The organism is Campylobacter canadensis (assembly GCF_013177655.1).
Lineage (GTDB): Bacteria > Campylobacterota > Campylobacteria > Campylobacterales > Campylobacteraceae > Campylobacter_E > Campylobacter_E canadensis.
The window spans coordinates 535,507-557,903 of sequence record NZ_CP035946.1; the positions used below are offsets into that span (position 1 = coordinate 535,507).

The following is a 22,397-nucleotide window of genomic DNA, read 5'->3' on the forward strand; positions in this document are numbered from 1 at the left end:
AAAAAAACACAAAAAGCTATAAAGCAATTACAAAAGTTTTTAATCAAAGCTTGAAAGCTAACAAAACTAAAAATTATAAGTGGCTAAAAGAATATTAAAAGTAATGAATTTATAGAAGCACTAAAAGAAGCTGAAGAATTAAAATAGCTTATTTGCGTGAAGAAGTGCAGTATTTAGAAGTTAAAGAATTTGTTAAGGAAAGTATGAAATGATAAAGCTAATTATTAAAGAACAATAGCATATAAAATAGCTTTAAAAAAATTAGGTAAATATAATAAAAAACCAGCATACAAAATCATTCATTGTTTAGCTAATGCTGAAAGTTTAAAACAAAATGTAATGATATTTAAGAAGATTGCTCTGCATTAAAATAATAAAACCCTATCAAAAAGATATTAAAGTAAGTTAATTTTGTTTATATTAAAGAAGTAGAAAATGTAACAAAAAGTTTTTGATTATTTACAATAAATAGAGTAGCTATAAATATAAAATACTTTATATAAAATCAATAAAACTAGCAAATATTATAATTTTGCTAGTTTGCACTAGTAGAATTTATTGTTTTAAATAGTTTTCAAGCTCTTTTTTTGATAGGTAATGAAAACAAGCAAATAACACTACAGCTGAAATATCTATACTAACAAGCACAGCAAAACCTAAGCCAATAAATAATGACGCTACAACGCTAATTAGATAATAAGCTAAATAAATAGCACTAATAATTTTTCCTGCATAAAAAATAGCAAATTTAACTTTGTGAATTTCTTTCATTTTATCTCCTTTTTAATATTTGTGTGAATATTATTCTTTTTTAGTCCAATAAAATTTTACTCAAAAAAAATATTTAAAAAATTTATTTATAAATATTGTTTTATTTGTTATTTTTTCACTATACAAAATAATGCAGTTGTATTAAATATAAGTTTAATTAAACACAAAAAGTAATTAATATTAAATAATCTTTAAAATGTTGATTTGATAATTTTTGATTTAGCTTAGGTTTTTACAAATAATATTAAAACAAATTTAAAAATGTTGATTTGATAAAATAGCTTTAAGCTGCTAATTCAAGATAATTTTAAATAATTTACAAGATAAAATATTAATTTAACTAGCATTAGCACTAAACATTGAACTTAAAAGCTCGTTATACTGCTTTTCGTTAGCCTTTTTAGTGTTTTTAAGTCTTTTAAAAAATAAATCTAAGGTAGCTTTAGGGTCTATTTTCATACCGATTTCAATTTGTTGTGTATTTATGCCAATATTTGTAAGGCTGAATTTTAGATTATCGCCAAGACTTGTGATATTTAAAAGCTTTTCATTTAGGCTATTTATTGAGTTTTCCGCAGTTTCTTCATCTTTTGCAACTTGCAAAAACGCTGCACTAAGCACTGCACTTTCTTTAGCGTTTAAGCTAAACATCTTAGCATTAGCACTAATTTTGCTCGTTAGATTTGCTATGCTTTTACTGCTTGCATTAAACTTATTGCTAAGTGTAAAAATCTCATCTCCAAAACTCAAAGCATCTTTACTATTTAGCTTAAAATGAGTATTTAAAGTATTTAGCATTCGGCTTGTTTCATCTGTGCTAAATCCTAATGCCATTTGTAATTTAGATGCTGTGCTTAAATAATTTAAGTTAATTTCATATAAAAATAAAGCTTATTATTTAATTTTTGAAGTTATTGCTTGTTGTTTTTTTATAATTTTATAGTTTTTAGAGATTACTTAATAATTGTTTTAAAACACAAGATTTAAATTTAAATATTTTTACAAAAACTTTTCCTATGCAAAGAGCTAAGTCCAAATTTTTGTATTAATTCTTTGTGTAGTTTTGTGCCATATCCTTTGTGTTTATAAAAGCAATATTCATTAATAATATTTTTCATAAATCTATCACGACTAACTTTAGCTAAAATACTTGCAGCCATAACACAAGGATAAATTTCATCAGCATTAATTTGAGTTTTAATACCGCTCTTATAATCTGTGTTACCATCAAATAATAACTCATCATTATAATCTTTAAAATGTTCTTTAAATTCAGTTAATGCTTTTTTGTAAGATAGGCTAATTCCAAGTTCATCAATGGTAAAATTATCAATAAATATAATGTGATAGGTGCTATTTTGAATAATTTCTTCAAATAATTTTTCACGCTTTTTTTCACTTAGTTTTTTACTATCGTTTAAATTATTAATTGCGTTATTTAACTTACAAGCAGCAAGAACCATAGGTCCAGCTAATGCGCCACGCCCAGCTTCATCAATTCCAATCATTATTATCCTTTGTAAGTAGCCATTCATCTAATTTTAGACAAATTATATTTACATTGTCATATTTAAAAGTAAAGTTTTCATTTAAACTAAGTAATAAAATATTAGAAATATTATTTTTTTTTGCTAGAAAAGATAACTTTTTTTGTTTTACACTTATTAAGTCTTTATAAATGAAAGCATCAGCAATTATTGCTATATTTGCATTTGGAATAATAAAGTCAAAATCATCACTAAAAAAAATTTCATCATAACTCATTATTAATTCGTTAGCTATTAAGTTTTCATAAATTTTTTTAAATTCTTTCTTTATTGAAATTGCATTTTTAATTGCAAAATCAGTAAAATATGGTTTTTTTACATTTTTATTTATATGCTTAATCCAATATAAGATAAAATTATTTTCAAATTCTTTTAAGCAAGCAAAAAAATCATTTTTACCAATTTTTATTTGATAATCATTAAAAATTTTTAAGATACTGCACTGATAACCAATATAATCTGCAATTTTACAAAGAATTTGCATTTTACTTAAAGAATAGTGTTGCCTTAAAATATTTTGTATATTTTTATGTGCTTCATAAGGCGTTTTACCAATATTAACAGGATTTTGTCCTAAAAGTAAATATTCTGAAATATGATTATTTTGATTTTGCTTAGAAAAGCTTATAAACTCTTCATAATCAAGATAATTTAATTTTGTACTAATAAAGTTATCTTGTGAAAAATCATTGTTATTTGTAGTAATAAAACATTTTTTTATATTTGTTGGTAGAGAAAAATTTTTATTAGCATTAAAGCAAACTAGATTGTAAATATTATTTTTTTCCACAAATTCATAAATATTTAAATTGCTTAATCTGATATCGCTAAGGTCTAAAAAAACAAAGTCATCTTTAACTAAGTTTAGGCAAAGTGATTTTTTGCCACAAGAAAAAGCACCTTTTATAACGCAAAAATTCGGTAAGGTGTCAATTTTTCTTGCTTTTAAGCCGATTTTACTCGGCTTGTTTTCTAAAAAATAATCATAATTTTGGATTTGCATCTTCAAATTCTTTTGCACTATTTGCATAGCGTTTGAAATTTTCAATAAACATAGATGCAAGTTTATTTCTAGCTTTTATAAATTCAGCTTCATTTTCCCAAGTTTTATTTGGATAAAGTAGTTTTGTATCAACACCTTTTAGTTCTTTTGGCGTTGCAAGATTAAAAACATCAAAATTATAAAATTCGCAATTATTAATGCTGCCATCTAAGATTGCATTTACACAAGCACGAGTGGCTTTAATGCTCATTCTAGCACCAACACCAAAGCCACCACCACTCCAACCTGTATTAACTAAATATACATTTACATTATGTTCTTTTATTTTCTTTCCAAGTAATTCTGCGTAAAGTGTTGGGTTTAAAGGCATAAAAGGTTCTCCAAAGCAAGCTGAAAATGTAGCTATTGGTTCTTTAACGCCTCTTTCAGTCCCTGCAACCTTAGCTGTGTATCCGCTTAAAAAATAATACATTGCTTGTTTATTTGTAAGTTTGCTAACAGGAGGTAAAACACCAAAAGCATCAGCACACAAAAAGATAATATTACTAGGATGTCCTGCTTGTAAAGATTTTTGATGATTTTCTATATGCTCAATCGGGTAACTAACTCTTGTATTTTCAGTCTTTGACGCATCGCAAAAATCAACATCACCGCTGCAAGTAATTACAACATTTTCTAATAAAGCATTGCGACGAATAGCGTTATAAATTTCTGGTTCATTTTCTTCGCTTAAATTTATACATTTTGCATAGCAGCCACCTTCAAAATTAAAAACACCATTTTCATCCCAACCATGCTCATCATCACCGATTAAAGCACGGTTAGCATCAGTGCTAAGTGTTGTTTTACCTGTACCGCTTAAGCCAAAAAATAAGCACACATCATTATTTTTTCCAACATTTGCACTGCAGTGCATTGACATTTTTCCTTGTAATGGTAACCAATAATTCATCATAGAAAAAATACCTTTTTTCATCTCTCCACCATACCAAGTACCCAATATTAATCCTATGTTATTTTCTATATCAAAACCAACAAAAACATCAGAATTTAAATCATGCATTTTGTAAAGTTCATTTTTTAACTTACAAGCGTTAATTATTGTAAAATCTGGTTTAAAATCTTTTAGCTCTTCTTCGCTTGGACGAATAAACATATTTTTCACAAAATGCGCTTGCCAAGCTATTTGAGTAATAAACCTAACTTTTTTTCTTGAAGCAAGTGAAGCACCGCAAAAAACATCCATAACATATAAACTTTTATCATTTAAGAATTCTTTCGCTCTTCTTAAATTATCGTTAAAAATTTCTTTAGTGCAAGCTCTATTAACATTACCCCAAGCAATTTTTTCATTTGACGGATAAGAATTTACAAAATATTTATCTTTTGGACTTCTACCAGTAAAAACACCTGTATCAACCGCAAAGGTGTCGTTTTGACAAACTTCACCTTCGTGGCATTTGATTTCATGCTCTCTTAATTCATCGTAACTTAGATTATAAAAAATCTCTTTTGCCTTAATACCAATACTTTCTAACATAAACACTCCTTTAATTTAACAATTTGCTTAGTGGATAAAAATTGTTAATAAATACTAAAATAATAATGATAGGACAAATATATTTAACAAAGGTAAAATATAAAAAAATTAACCTTTTTTTCATAAATTTTCTTAAAATTTTTATAAAAATTATTTTATTTGCAAAAAATCCTAAAAATATGCTGGTAAAGAAAACCCCAACAGGTAACATAATATTACTTGTTAAAAAGTCTAGTATGTAAAAAACATCAATTTTAATAATATTGCACATACTAAAAATACAAGATAAGCCTAATATAAAAACAATAATTCCAATATATAATATAGACTTATTTCTACCAATTTTTTTTTCAAGATAAAAAGTAAATGGCTCAATCATAGATACAGCACTTGTTATTCCAGCAAAAAATAATGCCAAAAAGAATAAAAAAGCTAAAATGTTACCTATTAAACCAAGTTTTGAAAATAAAACATTTAAACTAACAAAAACCAAAGCCGCATCATTTAGCAAATTTTCATCACTTAAAAAAGCAAAAGCAAAGACAACAACTGCCATTAATAAGCCTATTGTTATATTTAAAAAGATAACTAATAAACTTGCTTTTAATATATTTGTGTCTTCTTGAGAATTTGCAGCATAGGTGCTAATACAACCTATACCAAGACATAAAGTAAATAAGCTAAGTCCTAAAGCATCTAAAATACTTTTAAAATTTAATTTTGAAAAATCAGGATAAAAAATAAATTTTATTGCTTTTACAAAGGCGCCTTCAGATATTGAGTAAAATAGTAAAAAAATCATTATTAAACACAATAAAGGCATTAAAACTACATTAAGCCTTTCTATACCTAAAACTATTCCTTTTTTTACAAAATAAAGTGTGCAAAATAAACAAAATAAAAAACATAAAATATTTATTTTAACATTTGATGAAACAGCATTTTTAAATAATTCTAAAGCTTTATCATTTGTATTTGGCAATGAAAAAGAATAAAATAAATATTGAAAAACCCATGAAAGAATTATCAAATAAAAAGATAAAACAAAAATTCCGCTAAGCATAGCAATAGCACCAAATTTCATATATTTTGGATAAAATTTAGCCGTTTTAAAATAAGAATTTGCTAGATTATCCCTTGTGCTTTTTCCAAGCATCATTTCAGCTAAAAATAGCACCAAACCAATACTTAAACAAAACAAAATAAAGATTAATATAAAAGCGCTTCCGCCGTTTTGACCTACCATTGTAGGAAATTTCCAAGCGTTACCAAGACCGATTGCGCCGCCTGTAAGAGAAAGAATAAATCCTATTTTTGAAAATGTGCTCCTAGTTGAGCCAAAGTAAACTCCTCATAATTTTCTCCTTTTTTAAAAAATAAGAGCGTATAATATAATATTTTTTTGCAAAAAGCAAGAAAAAATCTTACTTTTTGCTAAGAACAATTTTAAGCCATATAAAACCAAGAATGGCACTACAAAAAGATGCCATAACAACGGCTAATCTTGCGCTATCAAACAATAATTGATGCTCTTCAAAAACTAAGGTATTTATAAAAAAGCTCATTGTAAAACCAATACCTGTTAGTATGCACACTCCATATAATTCTGCTAAACTGGCATTTATAATTATATTTAATTTTTTTGCTAGTAAGCAAAAAGCAAATACACCAAATTGCTTACCAAAAAATAAAGCTAAAAATATTCCAAAAAATACAGAATTAAAATTTTCTAAACCTATACCGTTAATTACTACTCCAGCATTAAATAGGGCAAAAATTGGTAATATTAAATACTGAATAAATGGAGTTAATTCGTGCATAATATGTTCTAAAAAATGTTCATCTTCTTTAGATTTTAACGGGATAAAAAATGCACAAAGCATTCCAGCTAAAGTTGTATGCACTCCGCTTTTTAATACACATAGCCAAATAAAGGTTCCAACTAAAATATAAAAGAATTTAATTGTTACATTTAAAAAATTTAACACAAATAATAATACAACTCCAATTCCAGCCAAGCTTAAAGCTAAAATAGACAAATCATTGGTATAAAATAACGCAATTATAACAATAGCAGCTATATCATCAAAAATTGCTAAACTTAATAAAAATGTGTAAAGACTTTTATTAACTTTTTTTCCTAATAAAAGTAATATGCCTAAAGCAAAGGCTGTATCGGTTGCAGTTGGTATTGCAAAACCTAGTTTTCTAATATCATCACTAAAATTAAAAACATAATAAACCAAAGCAGGTACAACAACTCCACCGCAAGCAGCAAATAGTGGTAATAGTGCAGCTTTTATTTCTTTTAATTCTCCGCACATAAATTCTTTTTTTACTTCAAGTCCAACCCAAAAAAAGAAAATTGCCATAAGTCCATCATTAACCCACAATAACATAGGTTTTATTAATTCTAAATCTCCAAAAATAATGCCGAATTTATAATTTACACATAAATTATAAAGTTCGCTTAAAGGCGAGTTGTTGAGACAAATAGCAATAAAGCTTACAAATAGTAACAAAATTGGTGCGAATAGTTCGCTTTTAAAAAATTTAACCATTATTTCTCCGTATTGATAATTATTGTAATATAATAAAAATAGCATTAAAAAATTAATTTTTATTAATATAGGTTATATTTTTTTAGTAAAATAAAATAAAAATATTTTTTTTAAAAAAAACTTGACAAAATAAAAAAAATAACATATAATTTTGCCTTTTTTAAAAATCTACTTAATTCCGGATTAGCTCAGCGGTAGAGTAGGCGGCTGTTAACCGCTTGGTCGTAGGTTCGAATCCTACATCCGGAGCCATTAAGTGCGTCCATAGCTCAGCTGGATAGAGCAACGGCCTTCTAAGCCGTAGGTCAGAGGTTCGAATCCTCTTGGGCGTACCACTTTTTTTGCGGATGTGGTGAAATTGGCAGACACGCCAGACTTAGGATCTGGTGCAGCGATGCGTGAAGGTTCAAGTCCTTTCATCCGCACCACTTTTCTTTAAAGCACAAAAGGTGTACTTTGATAAACATCATAATTTAGCCAATTAGAAAAAATCGTATTCGCACTAGAACGCCAAGTAAATAAAATTTCATTATTTTCATCATAATAATTTTTTGCTTTTTGTGTTTTAGTATTGTTTGCTAAATCTCTTTTATATTCTAAATCTAAAGTATCTTTATCATATTCTAAATGCCCTAAAATAAAAATATCCTTTTTATCACGCAGCAAAGCAACTCCTGCTTCATCACTTTTTAATAAAATTTTTAACTCTTTACAAGCATTAAGCTCTGTTTCATCAATATAAGAATACCTTGAATGCGGCATTTTAATGATTTCATCTGTATTGCTTAAAATTAAATCTTTATTGTGAATTTTATGCGTAAAAACTCCAAAGCATTTTTCGGTCAAATTGTGTTTTTTGATATTATAAAAATGATACAAAGCAGCCATCGCACCCCAACAAATATAAATTGTACTTGTTACGTTATTTTTTAAATATGTAAAAATTTCTTTTAATTCTTCCCAGTATTTTACATCTTCAAATTCCATTTGCTCAACAGGCGCACCAGTAACAATAGCTCCATCAAATCTTTTATTTTTAAAATCATCTAAGCCTTGATAAAATTTTTCAATATGGCTAATAGGCGTATTTTTACCCACATAGCTTTGAGTGCTAAGAAAGCTAAGATTAATTTGCAAAGCAGAATTAGCCAAAAGCGATAAAAGCTGATTTTCAGTTTGAATTTTCGTAGGCATTAAATTAATAATTAAAATTTCAAGTGTTCTAATATCTTGAGTGAAAGCCCTTTTTGTATCCATAACAAAAACGTTTTGCTTTAAAATTTTAAAGGCAGGAATTTCTTTAGGAATAACAAGTGGCATTTATTCTCCTTTTAAAGCTTGAGCTAAATCTGCAATTAAATCATCAGCATCTTCAATTCCTATGCTAAGCCTTAAGCTTGCAGGGCTAATTCCTGCTTTTTTAAGCTCATCTTGACTTAATTGAGAATGAGTTGTGCTTGCAGGATGAATGATTAAAGATTTGCTATCGCCTAAATTTGCAGCTAAAATAAATAATTTTAATCTTTCACATATTCTTTTTGCAGCCTCAAAATTTTTTGCTTCAAAACTCAAAAGCCCACTTGCATTATTATCTTTAAAATATTTTTTAAATAAAGAATTATAGAAATTATCTTTTAAAGCAGGATAATTTACACTAAGTACATTTTCGTTTTTATTTAAAAATTCAGCTACTAAAAGAGCGTTTGGCTATGCTTTTTAATGCGTAAAGATAGCGTTTCAAGTCCTTGTAATAATATCCAAGCACTATTTGCACTTAAACTTGCGCCAGTGTTTCTTAGCCATTCTAAGATAATTCTAATACTAAAATTTGGTAAAGCAAGTTCGCTGTAAATTAAACCGTGATAGCTTTCATCAGGGCTATTAAAAGCTAAATATCTTTCATTGTTTTTTATAAATTCATTTAAATTTTTTCTTTCAATAATCGCTCCGCCTAAGGTACTTCCTTGACCGTTTGTGTATTTGCTAAGGCTATAAATTACAATATCTACTCCATATTCAAAAGGACGCAACAAATAAGGCGTAGCAACAGTATTATCACAAATTGTAATGATTTTATGTTTTTTAGCAATTTTTGTGATTTTTTCTATATCAGCAATTGCTAATTGTGGGTTTGAAAGGCTTTCAAAAAATATTGCTTTTACATTTTTATCAATGAGCTTTTCTAAATTATCTAAATCATCAATATCAAATTCTATTGCATTAATTGCAAAACGCTTTAAAGTATGAGAAATAAGGGTGTTTGAGCCACCGTAAATTTTATTTGAATATAAAATACAATCTCCTGCTTGAGCGCAATTTAATAATGCGTAAAAAAGAGCAGCACTTCCACTAGCAACGCAAACTGCAAATTCTCCGCCTTCAATCTTGCTTAAGCGTCTTTGTAAAATATCAACAGTTGGATTGGTAAGTCTTGAATAAATATTTCCTAATTCTTCTAAGGCAAACCTTGCAGCAGCTTGATTTAAACTTTCAAAACTGTAAGCTGTGTTTTGATAAATAGGCACACTAATTGTTCTTTGTAAATCATAATCATAACCAAAATGTAGGGCTAGGGTTTCTTGTTTCATTATTCTTCCTTTAATATTATATTTTTGTATTGGGTAAATTTATAAAATAATAAGAGATTAAGCACGCATAAAAGCGTGCATTAGTGAAGAATAATTTAAAAAGAAGCTAATTAAAACAATATTAATATGTCTCATAATTGCTCCTTTTTTGAAATTTTGTTTTAGTTTATCGTATTTTTTTAAATTTTATTCAATTTTTTTGAATAAATATGAACAAAAAATGCACATAAAATACATAAAATACAAGAGCTTAATAAAATATACAAACCAGCATTCCAGCCAAAAACTTCTACCATTTTACCAATTAACATAGTTCCTAATGCAGCACCAACCACATAAGACATAAAACCTCTAAGCCCAACGCAAGAACCAACTGCAAAAGAAGGTACTACTTCCATAGTTTGTACAGAGCATAAAAATTGAGGTACATAAATTAAGCAACCAGTCATAGCAGCATAAAAAATAACTAAATTTAAATTATTGCTTGTAAAATAACCTAAAATCATAAAAAATATTATTATCATAGCGATTATTGCAGGTGGCATTCTAGCCCCTTTAAATATTTTATCAGACAAGTATCCTGCAAATAAGGTTGAAGGAATTGCAGCCCATTCAAAGAATAAAAATGCTGTGTGCATTTGACCCTTTGTAAAACCTTTTGCTTCAAGCAAATAAATAGGTAACCAACTAATTACTCCAAATCTAACTAAATATACAAAGGTATCCATAAGTGCAACACCCCAAGCGCCAGGATTTTTAATTACATAAGATTTAAAAATTTCTAGTGAAGATAAATCGCTTTTTGCTTTTTGTGTGCTTAAAACATCTTCATAGCCACGCATTGCATTTATTTCTTTTATGCTTGGTAAGCCTTCGTTTTCAGGAGAGCCTTTTATAGCATAAAGTACATATAAACTAATTAAAATAGCTAAAACAGCTGGTACATAACAATGTGATATTTGCCAATATTTTTCGTTTAAATCAGCCACTGTTATTCCTAAAACGGGGCTTAAAACAAAAACAGATTTTGAAATTATAGGAGATACAATTCCACCTCCTAAGTTATGAGAAATATTCCAAATTGCAGTATATATTCCTCTTTCTTTTTTAGGATACCAATTTGCTAAGGTGATAAATGAGGGTCCAACACCCATACCCTGAAATACTCCAAGCATTATTACACAAGCAATATAAGCATGAAGTGAATTACAAAAGCCTAAAATAATATTTATTAAAGCACATAAAATAAGTCCTAAAGCCATATATCTTTTAGGGTCAGCCTTATCGCTTAAAGCACTCATAAGCCCTTTGCTAACTCCATAAGCAATTAGCATTGAGCCTGTTATTAGACCAATTTCTGCTTTGCTAACTTCTAATTGATTTTGTATTAGTGGAGTTGATAAGTTTATATTATTTCTAACTAAATAATAACCCATATAACCTACAAAGGCACCACTTAAAGACAAAGTTCTATATGATTTGTAAGTTTGTAAAACTTTATCTTCAGGAATTTTAATATCTTTTTTTGTTGGTTTTAAAAAATTTAACATTTTTTTCCTTTCTTTAAATTTTCTTAATTTTTATATTTAATTTTTAAATTAAGCTTAAAAAATACTATTTTTATTGAAAAATATTTTCATTATTTTATTATTAAAATAATAATAAATTTTTTATAAATTTATATTATTAAAAGTAAAATATGCTACAAATATTTTAAGGAGAATATATGCTAATATTTATAGTTTTTTGTATTTTTGCGTCAATATTTTTAGGTTATAAATTTAAGATTAATATAGGTTTATTCGCTCTAGCATTTTCGTATATCATTGCTTGTTTTGGAATGAATTTAAGCGTTAAAGAGCTACTTAATATGTGGCCACTTTCAATATTTTTTGTAATTTTAAGCGTTTGTATGTTTTATAACATTGCTAGTGCGAATTTAACTTTGGAAAAATTAGCAAATTTAATTTTAATAAAATTTCAAAACCATCAACGATTTTTACCCTTTGTAATTTATTTTATTGCTAGTTTAATTGCTGCTTTGGGTGCTGGATTTTACAGTGTATTAGCTTTTATGGCACCGCTTAGCTTTGTTTTATGCGATAAATTAAAATTAAACAAATTAATATGTGCTATGGCTATTAATTATGGAGCTCTTAGTGGGGCAAATTTTGTAAGTTCTCAAAGTGGAATTATTTTTAGAAATTTAATGCAAGATGCAGGTTTAAGTCAAAATGAAGCCTTTATAAACGCTTTTTGGATTTTTTTTGCTAGTTTTATTTTACCTATTTTTGTACTTGGAATTTATACATTATTTGCAAAAACACAGAGCGTAAAAATAACTTTACACTTAAACAATATAAGTTTTGATTTTAAGCAAAAAATAACTTTAATTCTTATGGGCTTACTGATTTTTATAATATTATTATTTCCGATTTTAAACATCATTTTTCAAGATAATAAAACAATCGCATTTTTAAATAAAAAAATTGATATTGCTTTTATTTGTATAATTTTTGTAATCATTGCTTTAATGCTTAATTTAGCAGAGCAAAATAAGATTATAAATCTTATTCCTTGGCAAACTCTTTTAATGATTGTTGGTGTTGGAATGCTTATTTCTTTAGCTATAAAAGCAGGAATGACAAATGAATTAAAAAGCTTTGTATCAAATAATATTAATAAAAATTTTATACCTTTAATTATGATGATTATTGCGGCTTTTATGTCTTTATTTTCTTCTACTTTAGGAGTAGTTGCACCAGCTCTTTTTGTGCTTGTGCCTGATATAGCTAGTGCTAGCGGGGTTAATGCTTGTATTATTTTTGTTTGTATAATAATTGGTGCACAAGCTAGTGCTATAAGCCCATTTTCTTCAGGCGGCTCACTAATTTTAGGTTCAATTAAGCAAGAACAAAAGGATTTAATGCTAAAAGAGTTAATGTTTAAAGCAGTTCCAATAGGTTTTTTTGCAGCCTTTATTTTGTGTTTTGTATTAACTTTATTTATTTAAGGAGATGTTATGAAAATAGATAGCCACGCTCATATTTTTAATGCCAATGAAAGTTATGTTTTAAATGCTAGATATATTCCAAACTATACAATTAGTATTGAGCAATACAAAGAAGTTTTAAAGCGTAATTCTTTTAGCAAGGCTGTTTTAATTCAGCCTAGTTTTTTAGGCGATAACAATGAGCTTTTAATTAAAAATTTAAATAATGATATAAAGGGTGTAATAGTTTGCAAGCAAGATGATATTAAAAAATATATAAAAAATAAAAATATTTGTGGGCTAAGGTTTAACCTAATCAATGAAGATAAAAAAATTGATTTTAGTAAAGAGTTTTTAAATATTGTAAAAGACAATAATTTGCATATTGAATTACATCAAAATGCAAAATTTTTAGAGCAAAATATAAATTCTTTAGCAAATGCTGATGTAAAAATAGTAATTGACCATTTAGCAAGGGCTAGTAGTATTAGTGAGCTTGAATTTTTAAAAAAATATAAAAATTGCAAAATATATTTTAAAATTAGTGGCTTTTATAGAAATGGTGATTTAGAATTTAATAAAAAATTATATATGAAACTAAAAGAGATTTTTAGCATTAATAATTTCGTATTTGGAAGTGATTATCCGCATACAAATTATGAAAATCAATGCTCATTTACAAAGCTTTATAATGAATTTTTGCAGATTATTGACGAGAGCGAGTTTGTATTTTATAAAAATGCAAAAGAATTATTTTTATTTTAAGAGGTTTATTTGATGAAAAAAAATATAGTTTTTATGGGGACTCCAAGTTATGCTGTTAGAATTTTAGAAGAATTGCTAAATGATAATTTTAATATTTTAGCAATTTTTACTCAAGCTGATAAGGCTGTAGGAAGAAAGCAGATTTTAACTCCTAGTAAGGTTAAAGAATTTGCTATTAATAATAATTTAGAAGATAAGGTTCATACTCCAAAAAGTTTAAAGGGCGAAGAAATAAGCAATTTTATAAGTAGTTTAAAGCCTGATTATATTGTTGTTGCTGCTTATGGAAAAATATTGCCAAAAAGTATTTTAGATATAGCACCTTGCATTAATTTACATGCATCACTTTTGCCAAAATATCGTGGTGCTAGCCCTATTCAAAGTGCAATTTTAAATCAAGAAAAAGAAAGCGGAGTATGTACTATGCTTATGGATGTTGGACTTGATACTGGTGATGTGCTTGAATGTGTTAAGGCTAATATTGAGAATAAAAATAGTAAAGAAGTGTTTGAGCTTTTTTCTAATTTAGCTGCTAATTTATGCGTAAAAACTTTAAATAATTTTGAACAAATACAAGCGCAAAAGCAAGATGAAAGTAAAGCAAGTCATTGTGTAAAACTAAAAAAAGAAGATGGTTTGCTTAATTTAGATGATGCAAGAAGTGTTTATGCAAAATATTTAGCTTTTTATGAGTGGCCAGAAGTTTTTTTAGAAAATAATATAAAATTAAAAGAAATAAAATTAGTTGATACAAGTAGCAAAAATAAGGAAAAAGGTGTTATTAGTAAGATTAATAAAAATAGCTTTATTTTAACTTGTTTAATTGGTAGCATAGAGGTTTTTAGATTACAAGCTGCTGGTAAAAAAGAGCTTGATGCTAAGAGCTTTTTAAACGGTGCAAGATTAAAGCAAGGAGATAAACTTGTTTGATTTTGCACTTTGTAAGCAAATAAGCTCAACTCAATTAAGACTTATTGATAAGGTAAAAGAAGGTTTTAATAAAAAAAATTTTGCCTTAGCTAGTATTAATCAAAACGCAGGTATTGGGACAAATTCTCGTATTTGGCTAGGTGAAAAAAACGATATGTATAATAACCTTGATAGCTTTAAAAATGAAGAATTTTCTGATTTAGATTTTATTTATTATGGGGATTATAAAAGATTTAACGAAAAAATTTATACTAATTTATATATATCATTTTTTTGTGATTTTATTCCTAGTGATTTAGCTTTGCAAAGTATAAGTATTTATTATGCTAGTATTTTAAAATATGTTTTAAAAGCATTTAATTCAAAATTATTTGTAAAATGGCCAAATGATTTGTACTTAAATAATAAAAAAATTGGTGGTGTTTTATGTAATAAAATTAATGATAAAATCATTTGCGGCATAGGTTTAAACATAGTTTCATCTCCAAAAGAAAATGATATTTTAGATAAAAAAATTTCTTTAGAAATTTTAATTAAAGCTTTTTTGGATACACTAAGTTCTAAATTATCTTGGGAAGAAATTTTTAAAGAGTATAAACAAGATTTTGAGTTGAGTCGTCATTTTTATTTTAAGTATAACGATGAGGTATTATCTTTAGAAAATGCTAAACTTTATAAAGATGGCTCTATTTTAGTTGATGATAAAAGGATATATAGTTTAAGATGAGTGAAATAATTACAATAGCTAATCAAAAAGGTGGAGTTGGCAAAACCACTACGGCAGTTAATCTAGCAGCTTCTTTAGCAGTGGCTGAAAAGCGTGTTTTATTAATTGATTTAGACCCTCAAGCAAATGCTACAACTGGCTTTGGTTTTAAAAGAAGTGATTATGAATTTAATATTTATCACGCATTAATTGGCAAAAAAAACATTAGTGAAATTATTTTAAAAACACAGTTACAAAGCCTTGATTTAGCACCATCAAATATTAACCTAATCGCTATTGAGCAGTTAAATGTTAATAGTAATGAGTCTAAGACCATATTTTTAAAATGTATAAATGAAATAAAAAATAATTATGATTTTATAATTATTGATACACCTCCAACTATGGGAAACATAACTACAAATGCTTTAGTAGCAAGCACAAGCGTGATTGTGCCAATACAGTGTCAATATTATGCTTTAGAGGGTTTAACTATGATTTTAAACACCATTAAAGTTATTAAAAAAAGTATCAATCCTAATTTAAAAATTAGAGGATTTTTACCAACTATGTATAATGCGCAAACTAATTTGGCAAAAGAAGTACTTGAAGACTTAAAAAGACATTGTGGCAATAATTTATTTAAATTAGATGAAGAAATTATTTTAATACCTCAAAATATTAAATTAGCAGAAAGCCCAAGTTTTGGAAAACCTGTGATTTTATATGATATAAAATCTGTTGGTAGTGTAGCCTATCAAAATCTAGCACACGCTTTAATAGGATAAAAAATGGCAAAAAAATCATTAGGCATAGATTTAGGCGCTTTATTAGACGACAATGTAAGCGATTTGTATGAAAATCAACTTGAAGATTTATTAAGCACTTCAAGTGAAGAGATTGTAAAAAATATTTCTTTAGATGATATATCAGCAAATCCTTATCAGCCAAGAAAACATTTTGATGAAGCAAGTATAATTGAACTTGCAAATTCTATAAAAAATCATGGATTAATTCAGCCTATTATTTTAGTTGATGCCGATGAGCTTTGCAAAAAAGCTAAAGAAAATAATCAAAATATCACAAAAACAAGTAAATATTTTTTAGTAGCTGGTGAAAGAAGATTTAGAGCCTTTAAATATTTAAAAGAAAATAAAATTAAGGCAATAGTAGCAAATATAAATGCACAAAATTCAAGAGAATTAGCTTTGATTGAAAATATTCAAAGACAAGACTTAAATCCAATAGAACTAGCTTTAGCTTATAAAGAAATTCTTGATGAAAAAAATATTACTCAAGAGCAATTAGCACAAAGTATTCAAAAAAGTAGAGCAAACATTGCAAACACTTTAAGATTGCTAAATTTAAGTAAGCAAACTCAAGATTTAATAATAGAAGGAAAAATTAGTGCAGGTCATGCTAAGGTTATTGCTGGGCAAATTGAAGATGAGCATACTCTTGTACAAACAATAATTGGGCAAAAATTAAATGTAAGAGATTGTGAAAAATTAGCACAAAAAATAAAAAATAAACAAGCAGATTTAAAAATTGATTACGCAAGTGAAAGTCTTAAAACTAACTTAAAAAAATTAAAATTAAAATATAATTTAAATAAAAATAAGTTAATTTTTGATTTATCAGATGAAAATACTAAAAAATTTATTGAAAAAGTATTTAATAATTAAAAATTTAAAAGCACTTATTAAGTGTATTTTGCTATATTAATACTTTTTAAGGAGTAATTATGTTTGATGATTTTAGTCTGGAAATGATGGCTATTAGCATTGGGGTATTTTTAATTATGATTATTGTGTTGCAGTATATTTTATACAAACCATTAACCGATTTTATGGAAAAAAGAGATGAATTAATTCAATCTAACGAGGATAAAATCAAGCAGGTTAGTAATGATGCTCAAAACAATGAAATATTAATTAATAAAATATATACAGATGCTAAAAATACTATGCAGAGTATTAGGCAAGAACAAATTACAAAGTCTAATGAAGAAGCAAAAGAACTGATTTTAAATGCTACAAAGCAATTAGATGATGAGATTAATTTGTTTAAAAAGAACCTAGAAGAGCAAAAAGTAGAATTTAAAAAACAACTACTTGCGAATTCTAATTCTTATGCAGCTATTTTGCAAAGTTTTGTTAAAAGTATTTAAGGAGTAAAGTTGAGAAAAATTTTATTGGTTTTTATGAGTATGTGTTTATTTGCATCAGAAGACGCTAATAATTATGATATAGTACCAAGAGCAATTAACTTTGTTATTTTTATTGCAATTGCTTATTATTTAGGTGCAAATTTTATTAAACATCTATATTCTTCAAGAATATCTAAAATTAAAGATAAGCTAGAAAGTATTCAAAATGAATTAGAAAAATCTAGCGCTAAAAAAAATGAAGTAATGCGTTTAGTAAATGTTGCGCACGAAGAAGCTAATGCTTTAATTCAAGATGCAAAAGAACAAGCCTTAGTTTTACATGAGCAAATTATTGCAAATGCACATAAAGATATAGAAATATTAAAAAATCGTTACAACGAACAAAAAGAATTTTTAATAAAAAGTGCAAAAGAAGAAGTTGTAAATGAGATTATTGAAGATATTTTAAATAAAGAAATTAATTTAAAACAAAGCGAAATATTAGATATAATCACTAAGAAGGTTGGATAATGATAAAGTATGCTAAAGAAATAATTAGTAGAAATGATAGAGAATTATTTATTGAGAATTTATCTGTTTTAAATGAACTTTATAAAGACAAAAAAATTACAGAACTTTTGTTTAATCCAATAGTAAATAAAGATAAAAAATTAGAATTTATGCTGAGTTTTTGCAAAAATAATTCTAAAGAATTTACTAACTTTTTAAAATTATTGATGTTAAATAAAAGAATTTCTTATATTCCAAATATTTATACAGAAGTGCTTAAATTAAAAGCTTTAGAGGAAAATAAATTTTTAGCAAAAATTATGTTAAAAAATGATATTGATGAAGATAAAAAAATACAAATCCAAAATAAATTATCACAATATTTTAAAGTTAATATTGTTTTAGAAACAATAATTACAAACAGTGATGAGGTTTCAATTTATATTGAGGATTTAGGCTATGAAATAAGATTTTCAAATAATATGTTAAAAGACAAATTAAAAGAATATATATTAAAAGCAATTTAAGGAGTAATAGTGAGTTTTAATGCTAATGAAATAAGTTCAATAATCAAAGAAAGAATAGATAACTTTGATTTAAATCTTGAAATTGAAGAAACTGGCAAGGTGATTTCAGTTGCTGATGGTGTTGCTAATGTTTTTGGGCTTAAAAACATTATGGCAGGTGAAATGGTTGAATTTGAAAATAATGTAAAAGGTATGGCTTTAAACCTTGAAGAAAGCAGCGTTGGTATTGTTGTTTTAGGAAATTGTGAAGATATTAAAGAAGGTTCAAGTGTTAAAAGATTAAAACAATTATTAAAAGTACCAGTTGGAGAAGAACTTGTTGGTAGAGTTGTTAATGCTTTAGGTGAACCTATTGATGGTAAAGGTGCTATTAATACTAGCAAAACTGCCTTTGTTGAAGAAAAAGCAAAAGGTATTATGGCTAGAAAAAGCGTTCATGAGCCTTTACAAACAGGTATCAAGGCTATTGATGCTTTAGTTCCAATTGGTCGTGGTCAAAGAGAGCTTATTATTGGAGATAGGCAAACAGGTAAAACTACAGTTGCTATTGATACAATTATTAATCAAAAAGGTCAAGGTGTAACTTGTATATATGTTGCTATAGGTCAAAAACAAAGCACAATAGCACAGGTTGTAAAAAAACTTGAAGAACACGGAGCTATGGAATATACAATTATAGTTAGCGCTAGCGCTAGTTCGCCTGCTGCATTACAATATTTAGCACCATACACAGGTGTAACTATGGGAGAATTTTTCAGAGATAATGCAAAACATGCTTTAATTGTTTATGATGATTTAAGCAAGCACGCAGTAGCTTATCGTGAAATGTCTTTGATTTTACGCCGCCCACCAGGTCGTGAAGCTTATCCTGGAGATGTTTTTTATCTTCATTCAAGATTACTTGAAAGAGCTAGTAAGTTAAATGATGAATTAGGTGCTGGTTCTTTAACTGCATTACCAATCATTGAAACACAAGCAGGTGATGTTTCAGCCTATATTCCAACCAATGTTATTTCAATTACAGATGGGCAGATTTTCTTAGAAACTGATTTATTCAACTCAGGAATTCGTCCTGCAATTAACGTTGGTTTATCAGTATCTCGTGTTGGTGGTGCTGCACAAATTAAGGCTACAAAGCAGGTTTCAGGTACATTAAGACTTGACCTTGCACAATATAGAGAATTACAAGCTTTTGCACAATTTGCTAGTGATTTAGATGAAGCAAGTAGAAAACAACTTGAGCGTGGTCAAAGAATGGTAGAAGTTTTAAAACAAGCTCCTTATTCACCTTTAGCAATTGAAAAACAAGTTTTATTAATTTTTGCTGGTACTAAAGGATTTTTAGATGATTTAGCAGTATCTGCGATTTCTAAATTTGAACAAGAATTGTATCCATTCGTAGAAGTTAAAGCACCTGAGATTTTTGAGCAAATTAGAAGTAAAAAAGCAATTGATAAAGAATTAGAAGAAAAAATTATTAAAGTTTTAAATGAGTTTAAAACAACACAAGCGTAGGTTTTAAAATGGCAAATTTAAAAGAGATAAAAAGAAAAATTAAAAGTGTGCATAACACTCAAAAAACAACTAATGCTATGAAGTTAGTTTCTACTGCTAAATTAAAAAAAGCAGAAGAACTAGCAAAGCAATCAAGAGTGTATGCAAACAAGGTTGAAGCTGTTATGCAAGAAATTGCATACAAGCTTAATCAGTTTGACTTAGCTAAAGAAAGTCGTTTTTTTACAAAGCTTGATAAGGTTGCTACTGTAGATATTATTTTTGTTACATCTGATAAGGGTTTATGTGGTGGATTTAATATTAAAACCTTAAAGGAAGTAATTAGGCTCGTTAATGAATATAAAAGTAAAGGTAGTAATGTTAGATTAAGAGCTATTGGTAAAGTAGGTTATGAATTTTGTAAATTTCAAAAAATGGATATCTTAGAAAAATATATAGGGATTAGCTCAAACCCTGATTACGATAAGGCAAAAAATATTATAAATCCAGCCATTGTGGATTTTACAAATGGAATAACTGATGAAATTATATTGGTTCATAATGGATATAAAAATATGATTTCACAAGAATTATTTACTCAAAATTTATTACCTGTTTCTTACGAGCAAAATTATGAGAATTTAAATTCTTTATTGGAAATTGAACCAGAAGAAACAGAGGTTATAGAAGAATTATTAAAAAGATACATAGAATACAGTATGTATTATGCTTTAATAGACTCTTTAGCAGCAGAGCATAGCGCAAGAATGCAGGCTATGGATAATGCAACTAATAATGCAAAAGAAAGAGTAAGACAATTAAATTTAGCTTACAATAAAGCAAGACAAGAAAATATTACAACTGAACTAATTGAGATAATTAGTGGTGTTGAATCAATGAAAGGTTAGGAGTATAAATGAAAGGATATATATCACAAGTTTTAGGTCCTGTTGTTGATGTTGATTTTAATGGTTACTTACCAAAAATTAATGAAGCAATAGAAGTTAATTACGAAATTGAAGGCAAAAAAGCTCGTTTGATTTTAGAAGTAGCAGCACACTTAGGAGATAATAGGGTAAGAACTATTGCTATGGATATGACAGATGGTTTAACAAGAGGTGTTGAAGCAAATGCTCTAGGTGCTCCTATTAGCGTTCCCGTTGGTGAAAAAGTTTTAGGAAGAATTTTCAATGTTACTGGAGATTTAATAGATGAAGGTGAAGAAATAGCATTTGATACAAAATGGGCTATTCATAGACAAGCACCAAAATTTGAAGACCAAAGTACAAAAAGTGAAATTTTTGAAACAGGAATTAAAGTTGTAGATTTACTTGCTCCTTATGCAAAAGGTGGTAAAGTAGGTCTTTTTGGTGGTGCAGGTGTTGGTAAGACTGTTATTATTATGGAGCTTATTCACAATGTTGCATTTAAACATAGCGGTTATTCAGTATTTGCAGGTGTGGGCGAGAGAACTCGTGAAGGAAATGACCTTTATAATGAAATGAAAGAAAGCAATGTTTTAGACAAAGTTGCTCTATGCTATGGTCAAATGAATGAACCACCAGGGGCAAGAAATCGTATTGCTTTAACAGGTTTAACAATGGCTGAATATTTTAGAGATGAAATGGGTCTTGATGTACTTATGTTTATTGATAATATCTTTAGATTTTCACAATCAGGTTCTGAAATGTCAGCACTTTTAGGAAGAATTCCATCAGCTGTTGGTTATCAACCAACCCTAGCAAGTGAAATGGGTAAATTCCAAGAAAGAATTACTTCAACTAAAAAAGGCTCAATTACTTCAGTTCAAGCTGTTTATGTTCCAGCTGATGACTTAACCGACCCAGCTCCAGCGACTGTTTTTGCTCACTTAGATGCTACAACGGTTTTAAATAGAGCTATTGCTGAAAAGGGTATTTATCCTGCAGTTGACCCACTTGACTCAACTTCAAGAATGCTTGATCCAAATATCATTGGAGAAGAACATTATAAAGTTGCTCGTGGTGTTCAATCAGTTCTTCAAAAATACAAAGATTTACAAGATATCATCGCTATTTTAGGTATGGATGAGCTTAGCGAAGAGGATAAACTTGTAGTTGAAAGAGCAAGAAAGATTGAAAAATTCTTATCACAACCATTTTTCGTTGCAGAAGTTTTCACAGGCAGTCCAGGAAAATATATAAGCCTTGAAGATACAATAGCAGGCTTTAAAGGAATTTTAGAAGGTAAATATGACCATTTACCAGAAAATGCTTTTTATATGGTTGGAGATATCAAAGAAGCTGAAGAAAAGGCTGAAAAGTTAAAGGCTTAA

21 protein-coding genes, 3 tRNA genes and 1 pseudogene are annotated in these 22,397 nt (G+C 27.5%); 15 read left to right on the plus strand and 10 right to left on the minus strand.

The features are described from left to right. Window positions 1-555: 555 nt before the first annotated feature. The 7 genes from CCANL266_RS02500 to nhaA form a co-directional block, all read right to left on the minus strand. Complete coding sequence (locus tag CCANL266_RS02500; protein ID WP_172230880.1) at window positions 556-771, minus strand: hypothetical protein; 216 nt, start codon at window positions 769-771, stop codon at window positions 556-558. A gap of 336 nt (window positions 772-1,107) precedes the next feature. Then, on the minus strand, window positions 1,108-1,644 hold the full coding sequence (locus CCANL266_RS02505) for a phage tail tape measure protein (RefSeq protein WP_224316035.1): 537 nt from the start codon (window positions 1,642-1,644) through the stop codon (window positions 1,108-1,110). A 116-nt stretch (window positions 1,645-1,760) separates the two neighbouring features. After that, window positions 1,761-2,306 carry a ribonuclease HII gene (locus CCANL266_RS02510; RefSeq protein ID WP_172230884.1) on the minus strand — a complete coding sequence of 182 codons (546 nt, stop codon included), beginning with the start codon at window positions 2,304-2,306 and terminating at the stop codon, window positions 1,761-1,763. After that, entirely contained in the window at window positions 2,266-3,321 is a 1,056-nt protein-coding gene (locus tag CCANL266_RS02515; protein ID WP_172230886.1) for an ATP-binding protein, read from the minus strand. The genes CCANL266_RS02510 and CCANL266_RS02515 overlap by 41 nt, the downstream gene beginning before the upstream one ends. Beyond that, window positions 3,302-4,867: a phosphoenolpyruvate carboxykinase (ATP) gene (pckA, locus tag CCANL266_RS02520; RefSeq protein WP_224316025.1), complete on the minus strand. Its 1,566-nt coding sequence runs from the start codon at window positions 4,865-4,867 to the stop codon at window positions 3,302-3,304. The genes CCANL266_RS02515 and pckA overlap by 20 nt, the downstream gene beginning before the upstream one ends. A gap of 4 nt (window positions 4,868-4,871) precedes the next feature. Beyond that, window positions 4,872-6,173 carry a sodium-dependent transporter gene (locus CCANL266_RS02525; protein ID WP_172234359.1) on the minus strand — a complete coding sequence of 434 codons (1,302 nt, stop codon included), beginning with the start codon at window positions 6,171-6,173 and terminating at the stop codon, window positions 4,872-4,874. A 112-nt stretch (window positions 6,174-6,285) separates the two neighbouring features. After that, window positions 6,286-7,422, minus strand: a complete 1,137-nt coding sequence (gene nhaA / locus CCANL266_RS02530) for a Na+/H+ antiporter NhaA (protein ID WP_172230890.1) — start codon at window positions 7,420-7,422, stop codon at window positions 6,286-6,288. A gap of 177 nt (window positions 7,423-7,599) precedes the next feature. Here nhaA and CCANL266_RS02535 point away from each other — a divergent pair. The 3 genes from CCANL266_RS02535 (at window position 7,600) to CCANL266_RS02545 (ending at window position 7,850) form a co-directional block, all read left to right on the plus strand. Beyond that, window positions 7,600-7,674, plus strand: a tRNA-Asn gene (locus CCANL266_RS02535). Window positions 7,675-7,680: 6 nt separating this feature from the next. Beyond that, window positions 7,681-7,757: transfer RNA gene (locus CCANL266_RS02540), tRNA-Arg, on the plus strand. An 8-nt stretch (window positions 7,758-7,765) separates the two neighbouring features. Continuing rightward, a tRNA-Leu gene (locus CCANL266_RS02545) sits at window positions 7,766-7,850 on the plus strand. A 7-nt stretch (window positions 7,851-7,857) separates the two neighbouring features. Here CCANL266_RS02545 and CCANL266_RS02550 read toward each other — a convergent pair. The 3 genes and pseudogenes from CCANL266_RS02550 to CCANL266_RS02560 form a co-directional block, all read right to left on the minus strand. Then, on the minus strand, window positions 7,858-8,742 hold the full coding sequence (locus tag CCANL266_RS02550) for a homoserine O-succinyltransferase (RefSeq protein ID WP_172230892.1): 885 nt from the start codon (window positions 8,740-8,742) through the stop codon (window positions 7,858-7,860). After that, a pseudogene (locus tag CCANL266_RS02555) lies at window positions 8,743-10,010 on the minus strand (O-acetylhomoserine aminocarboxypropyltransferase/cysteine synthase family protein). 179 nt (window positions 10,011-10,189) lie between these two features. Next, the gene (locus tag CCANL266_RS02560; protein ID WP_172230895.1) at window positions 10,190-11,560 is read right to left on the minus strand and encodes an MFS transporter; all 1,371 of its coding nucleotides are present in this window, start codon (window positions 11,558-11,560) and stop codon (window positions 10,190-10,192) included. Between the two features lie 176 nt (window positions 11,561-11,736). Between CCANL266_RS02560 and CCANL266_RS02565 the strand changes: the two genes are divergently transcribed. From CCANL266_RS02565 to atpD, 12 genes are read left to right on the plus strand one after another with little or no spacing between them, the layout of a single operon-like run. Beyond that, on the plus strand, window positions 11,737-13,023 hold the full coding sequence (locus tag CCANL266_RS02565; RefSeq protein ID WP_172230898.1) for an SLC13 family permease: 1,287 nt from the start codon (window positions 11,737-11,739) through the stop codon (window positions 13,021-13,023). Window positions 13,024-13,032: 9 nt separating this feature from the next. After that, complete coding sequence (locus CCANL266_RS02570; RefSeq protein WP_172230901.1) at window positions 13,033-13,767, plus strand: amidohydrolase family protein; 735 nt, start codon at window positions 13,033-13,035, stop codon at window positions 13,765-13,767. Window positions 13,768-13,779: 12 nt separating this feature from the next. Further along, window positions 13,780-14,697 carry a methionyl-tRNA formyltransferase gene (fmt, locus tag CCANL266_RS02575; protein WP_172230904.1) on the plus strand — a complete coding sequence of 306 codons (918 nt, stop codon included), beginning with the start codon at window positions 13,780-13,782 and terminating at the stop codon, window positions 14,695-14,697. After that, a complete protein-coding gene (locus CCANL266_RS02580; RefSeq protein ID WP_172230907.1) occupies window positions 14,690-15,424 on the plus strand; it encodes a biotin--[acetyl-CoA-carboxylase] ligase in 735 nt (244 codons plus the stop codon). Before fmt ends, CCANL266_RS02580 begins: the two co-directional genes overlap by 8 nt. Then, window positions 15,421-16,191, plus strand: coding sequence for a ParA family protein (locus tag CCANL266_RS02585; protein WP_172230910.1), 771 nt, complete (start codon window positions 15,421-15,423; stop codon window positions 16,189-16,191). The genes CCANL266_RS02580 and CCANL266_RS02585 overlap by 4 nt, the downstream gene beginning before the upstream one ends. Before the next feature lie 3 nt (window positions 16,192-16,194). Then, window positions 16,195-17,088 (plus strand): ParB/RepB/Spo0J family partition protein, encoded by an 894-nt coding sequence (locus tag CCANL266_RS02590; RefSeq protein WP_172230913.1) that lies wholly within the window; start codon window positions 16,195-16,197, stop codon window positions 17,086-17,088. A 59-nt stretch (window positions 17,089-17,147) separates the two neighbouring features. Then, window positions 17,148-17,573 carry an ATP synthase subunit B family protein gene (locus CCANL266_RS02595; protein WP_172230916.1) on the plus strand — a complete coding sequence of 142 codons (426 nt, stop codon included), beginning with the start codon at window positions 17,148-17,150 and terminating at the stop codon, window positions 17,571-17,573. A gap of 9 nt (window positions 17,574-17,582) precedes the next feature. Then, window positions 17,583-18,083, plus strand: coding sequence for a F0F1 ATP synthase subunit B family protein (locus CCANL266_RS02600; RefSeq protein ID WP_172230919.1), 501 nt, complete (start codon window positions 17,583-17,585; stop codon window positions 18,081-18,083). After that, window positions 18,083-18,589 carry a F0F1 ATP synthase subunit delta gene (locus CCANL266_RS02605; RefSeq protein WP_172230922.1) on the plus strand — a complete coding sequence of 169 codons (507 nt, stop codon included), beginning with the start codon at window positions 18,083-18,085 and terminating at the stop codon, window positions 18,587-18,589. Before CCANL266_RS02600 ends, CCANL266_RS02605 begins: the two co-directional genes overlap by 1 nt. Window positions 18,590-18,598: 9 nt before the next feature. After that, complete coding sequence (atpA, locus tag CCANL266_RS02610) at window positions 18,599-20,104, plus strand: F0F1 ATP synthase subunit alpha (protein ID WP_172230925.1); 1,506 nt, start codon at window positions 18,599-18,601, stop codon at window positions 20,102-20,104. 8 nt (window positions 20,105-20,112) lie between these two features. Beyond that, the gene (atpG, locus tag CCANL266_RS02615) at window positions 20,113-20,991 is read left to right on the plus strand and encodes an ATP synthase F1 subunit gamma (protein WP_172230928.1); all 879 of its coding nucleotides are present in this window, start codon (window positions 20,113-20,115) and stop codon (window positions 20,989-20,991) included. A gap of 8 nt (window positions 20,992-20,999) precedes the next feature. Then, window positions 21,000-22,397 (plus strand): F0F1 ATP synthase subunit beta, encoded by a 1,398-nt coding sequence (gene atpD / locus CCANL266_RS02620; RefSeq protein WP_172230931.1) that lies wholly within the window; start codon window positions 21,000-21,002, stop codon window positions 22,395-22,397.

What these genes read in the sequence shown, in the direction of transcription:
- CCANL266_RS02595 (WP_172230916.1), top strand. Translation starts at nt 17,148, where the DNA reads ATGTTTGATGATTTTAGTCTGGAAATGATGGCTATTAGCATTGGGGTA.
- fmt (WP_172230904.1), top strand. Translation starts at nt 13,780, where the DNA reads ATGAAAAAAAATATAGTTTTTATGGGGACTCCAAGTTATGCTGTTAGA.
- CCANL266_RS02565 (WP_172230898.1), top strand. Translation starts at nt 11,737, where the DNA reads ATGCTAATATTTATAGTTTTTTGTATTTTTGCGTCAATATTTTTAGGT.
- CCANL266_RS02570 (WP_172230901.1), top strand. Translation starts at nt 13,033, where the DNA reads ATGAAAATAGATAGCCACGCTCATATTTTTAATGCCAATGAAAGTTAT.
- CCANL266_RS02590 (WP_172230913.1), top strand. Translation starts at nt 16,195, where the DNA reads ATGGCAAAAAAATCATTAGGCATAGATTTAGGCGCTTTATTAGACGAC.
- atpD (WP_172230931.1), top strand. Translation starts at nt 21,000, where the DNA reads ATGAAAGGATATATATCACAAGTTTTAGGTCCTGTTGTTGATGTTGAT.
- CCANL266_RS02605 (WP_172230922.1), top strand. Translation starts at nt 18,083, where the DNA reads ATGATAAAGTATGCTAAAGAAATAATTAGTAGAAATGATAGAGAATTA.
- nhaA (WP_172230890.1), bottom strand. Translation starts at nt 7,422, where the DNA reads ATGGTTAAATTTTTTAAAAGCGAACTATTCGCACCAATTTTGTTACTA.
- CCANL266_RS02560 (WP_172230895.1), bottom strand. Translation starts at nt 11,560, where the DNA reads ATGTTAAATTTTTTAAAACCAACAAAAAAAGATATTAAAATTCCTGAA.
- CCANL266_RS02510 (WP_172230884.1), bottom strand. Translation starts at nt 2,306, where the DNA reads ATGAATGGCTACTTACAAAGGATAATAATGATTGGAATTGATGAAGCT.
- CCANL266_RS02515 (WP_172230886.1), bottom strand. Translation starts at nt 3,321, where the DNA reads ATGCAAATCCAAAATTATGATTATTTTTTAGAAAACAAGCCGAGTAAA.
- CCANL266_RS02500 (WP_172230880.1), bottom strand. Translation starts at nt 771, where the DNA reads ATGAAAGAAATTCACAAAGTTAAATTTGCTATTTTTTATGCAGGAAAA.
- atpG (WP_172230928.1), top strand. Translation starts at nt 20,113, where the DNA reads ATGGCAAATTTAAAAGAGATAAAAAGAAAAATTAAAAGTGTGCATAAC.
- CCANL266_RS02585 (WP_172230910.1), top strand. Translation starts at nt 15,421, where the DNA reads ATGAGTGAAATAATTACAATAGCTAATCAAAAAGGTGGAGTTGGCAAA.
- CCANL266_RS02550 (WP_172230892.1), bottom strand. Translation starts at nt 8,742, where the DNA reads ATGCCACTTGTTATTCCTAAAGAAATTCCTGCCTTTAAAATTTTAAAG.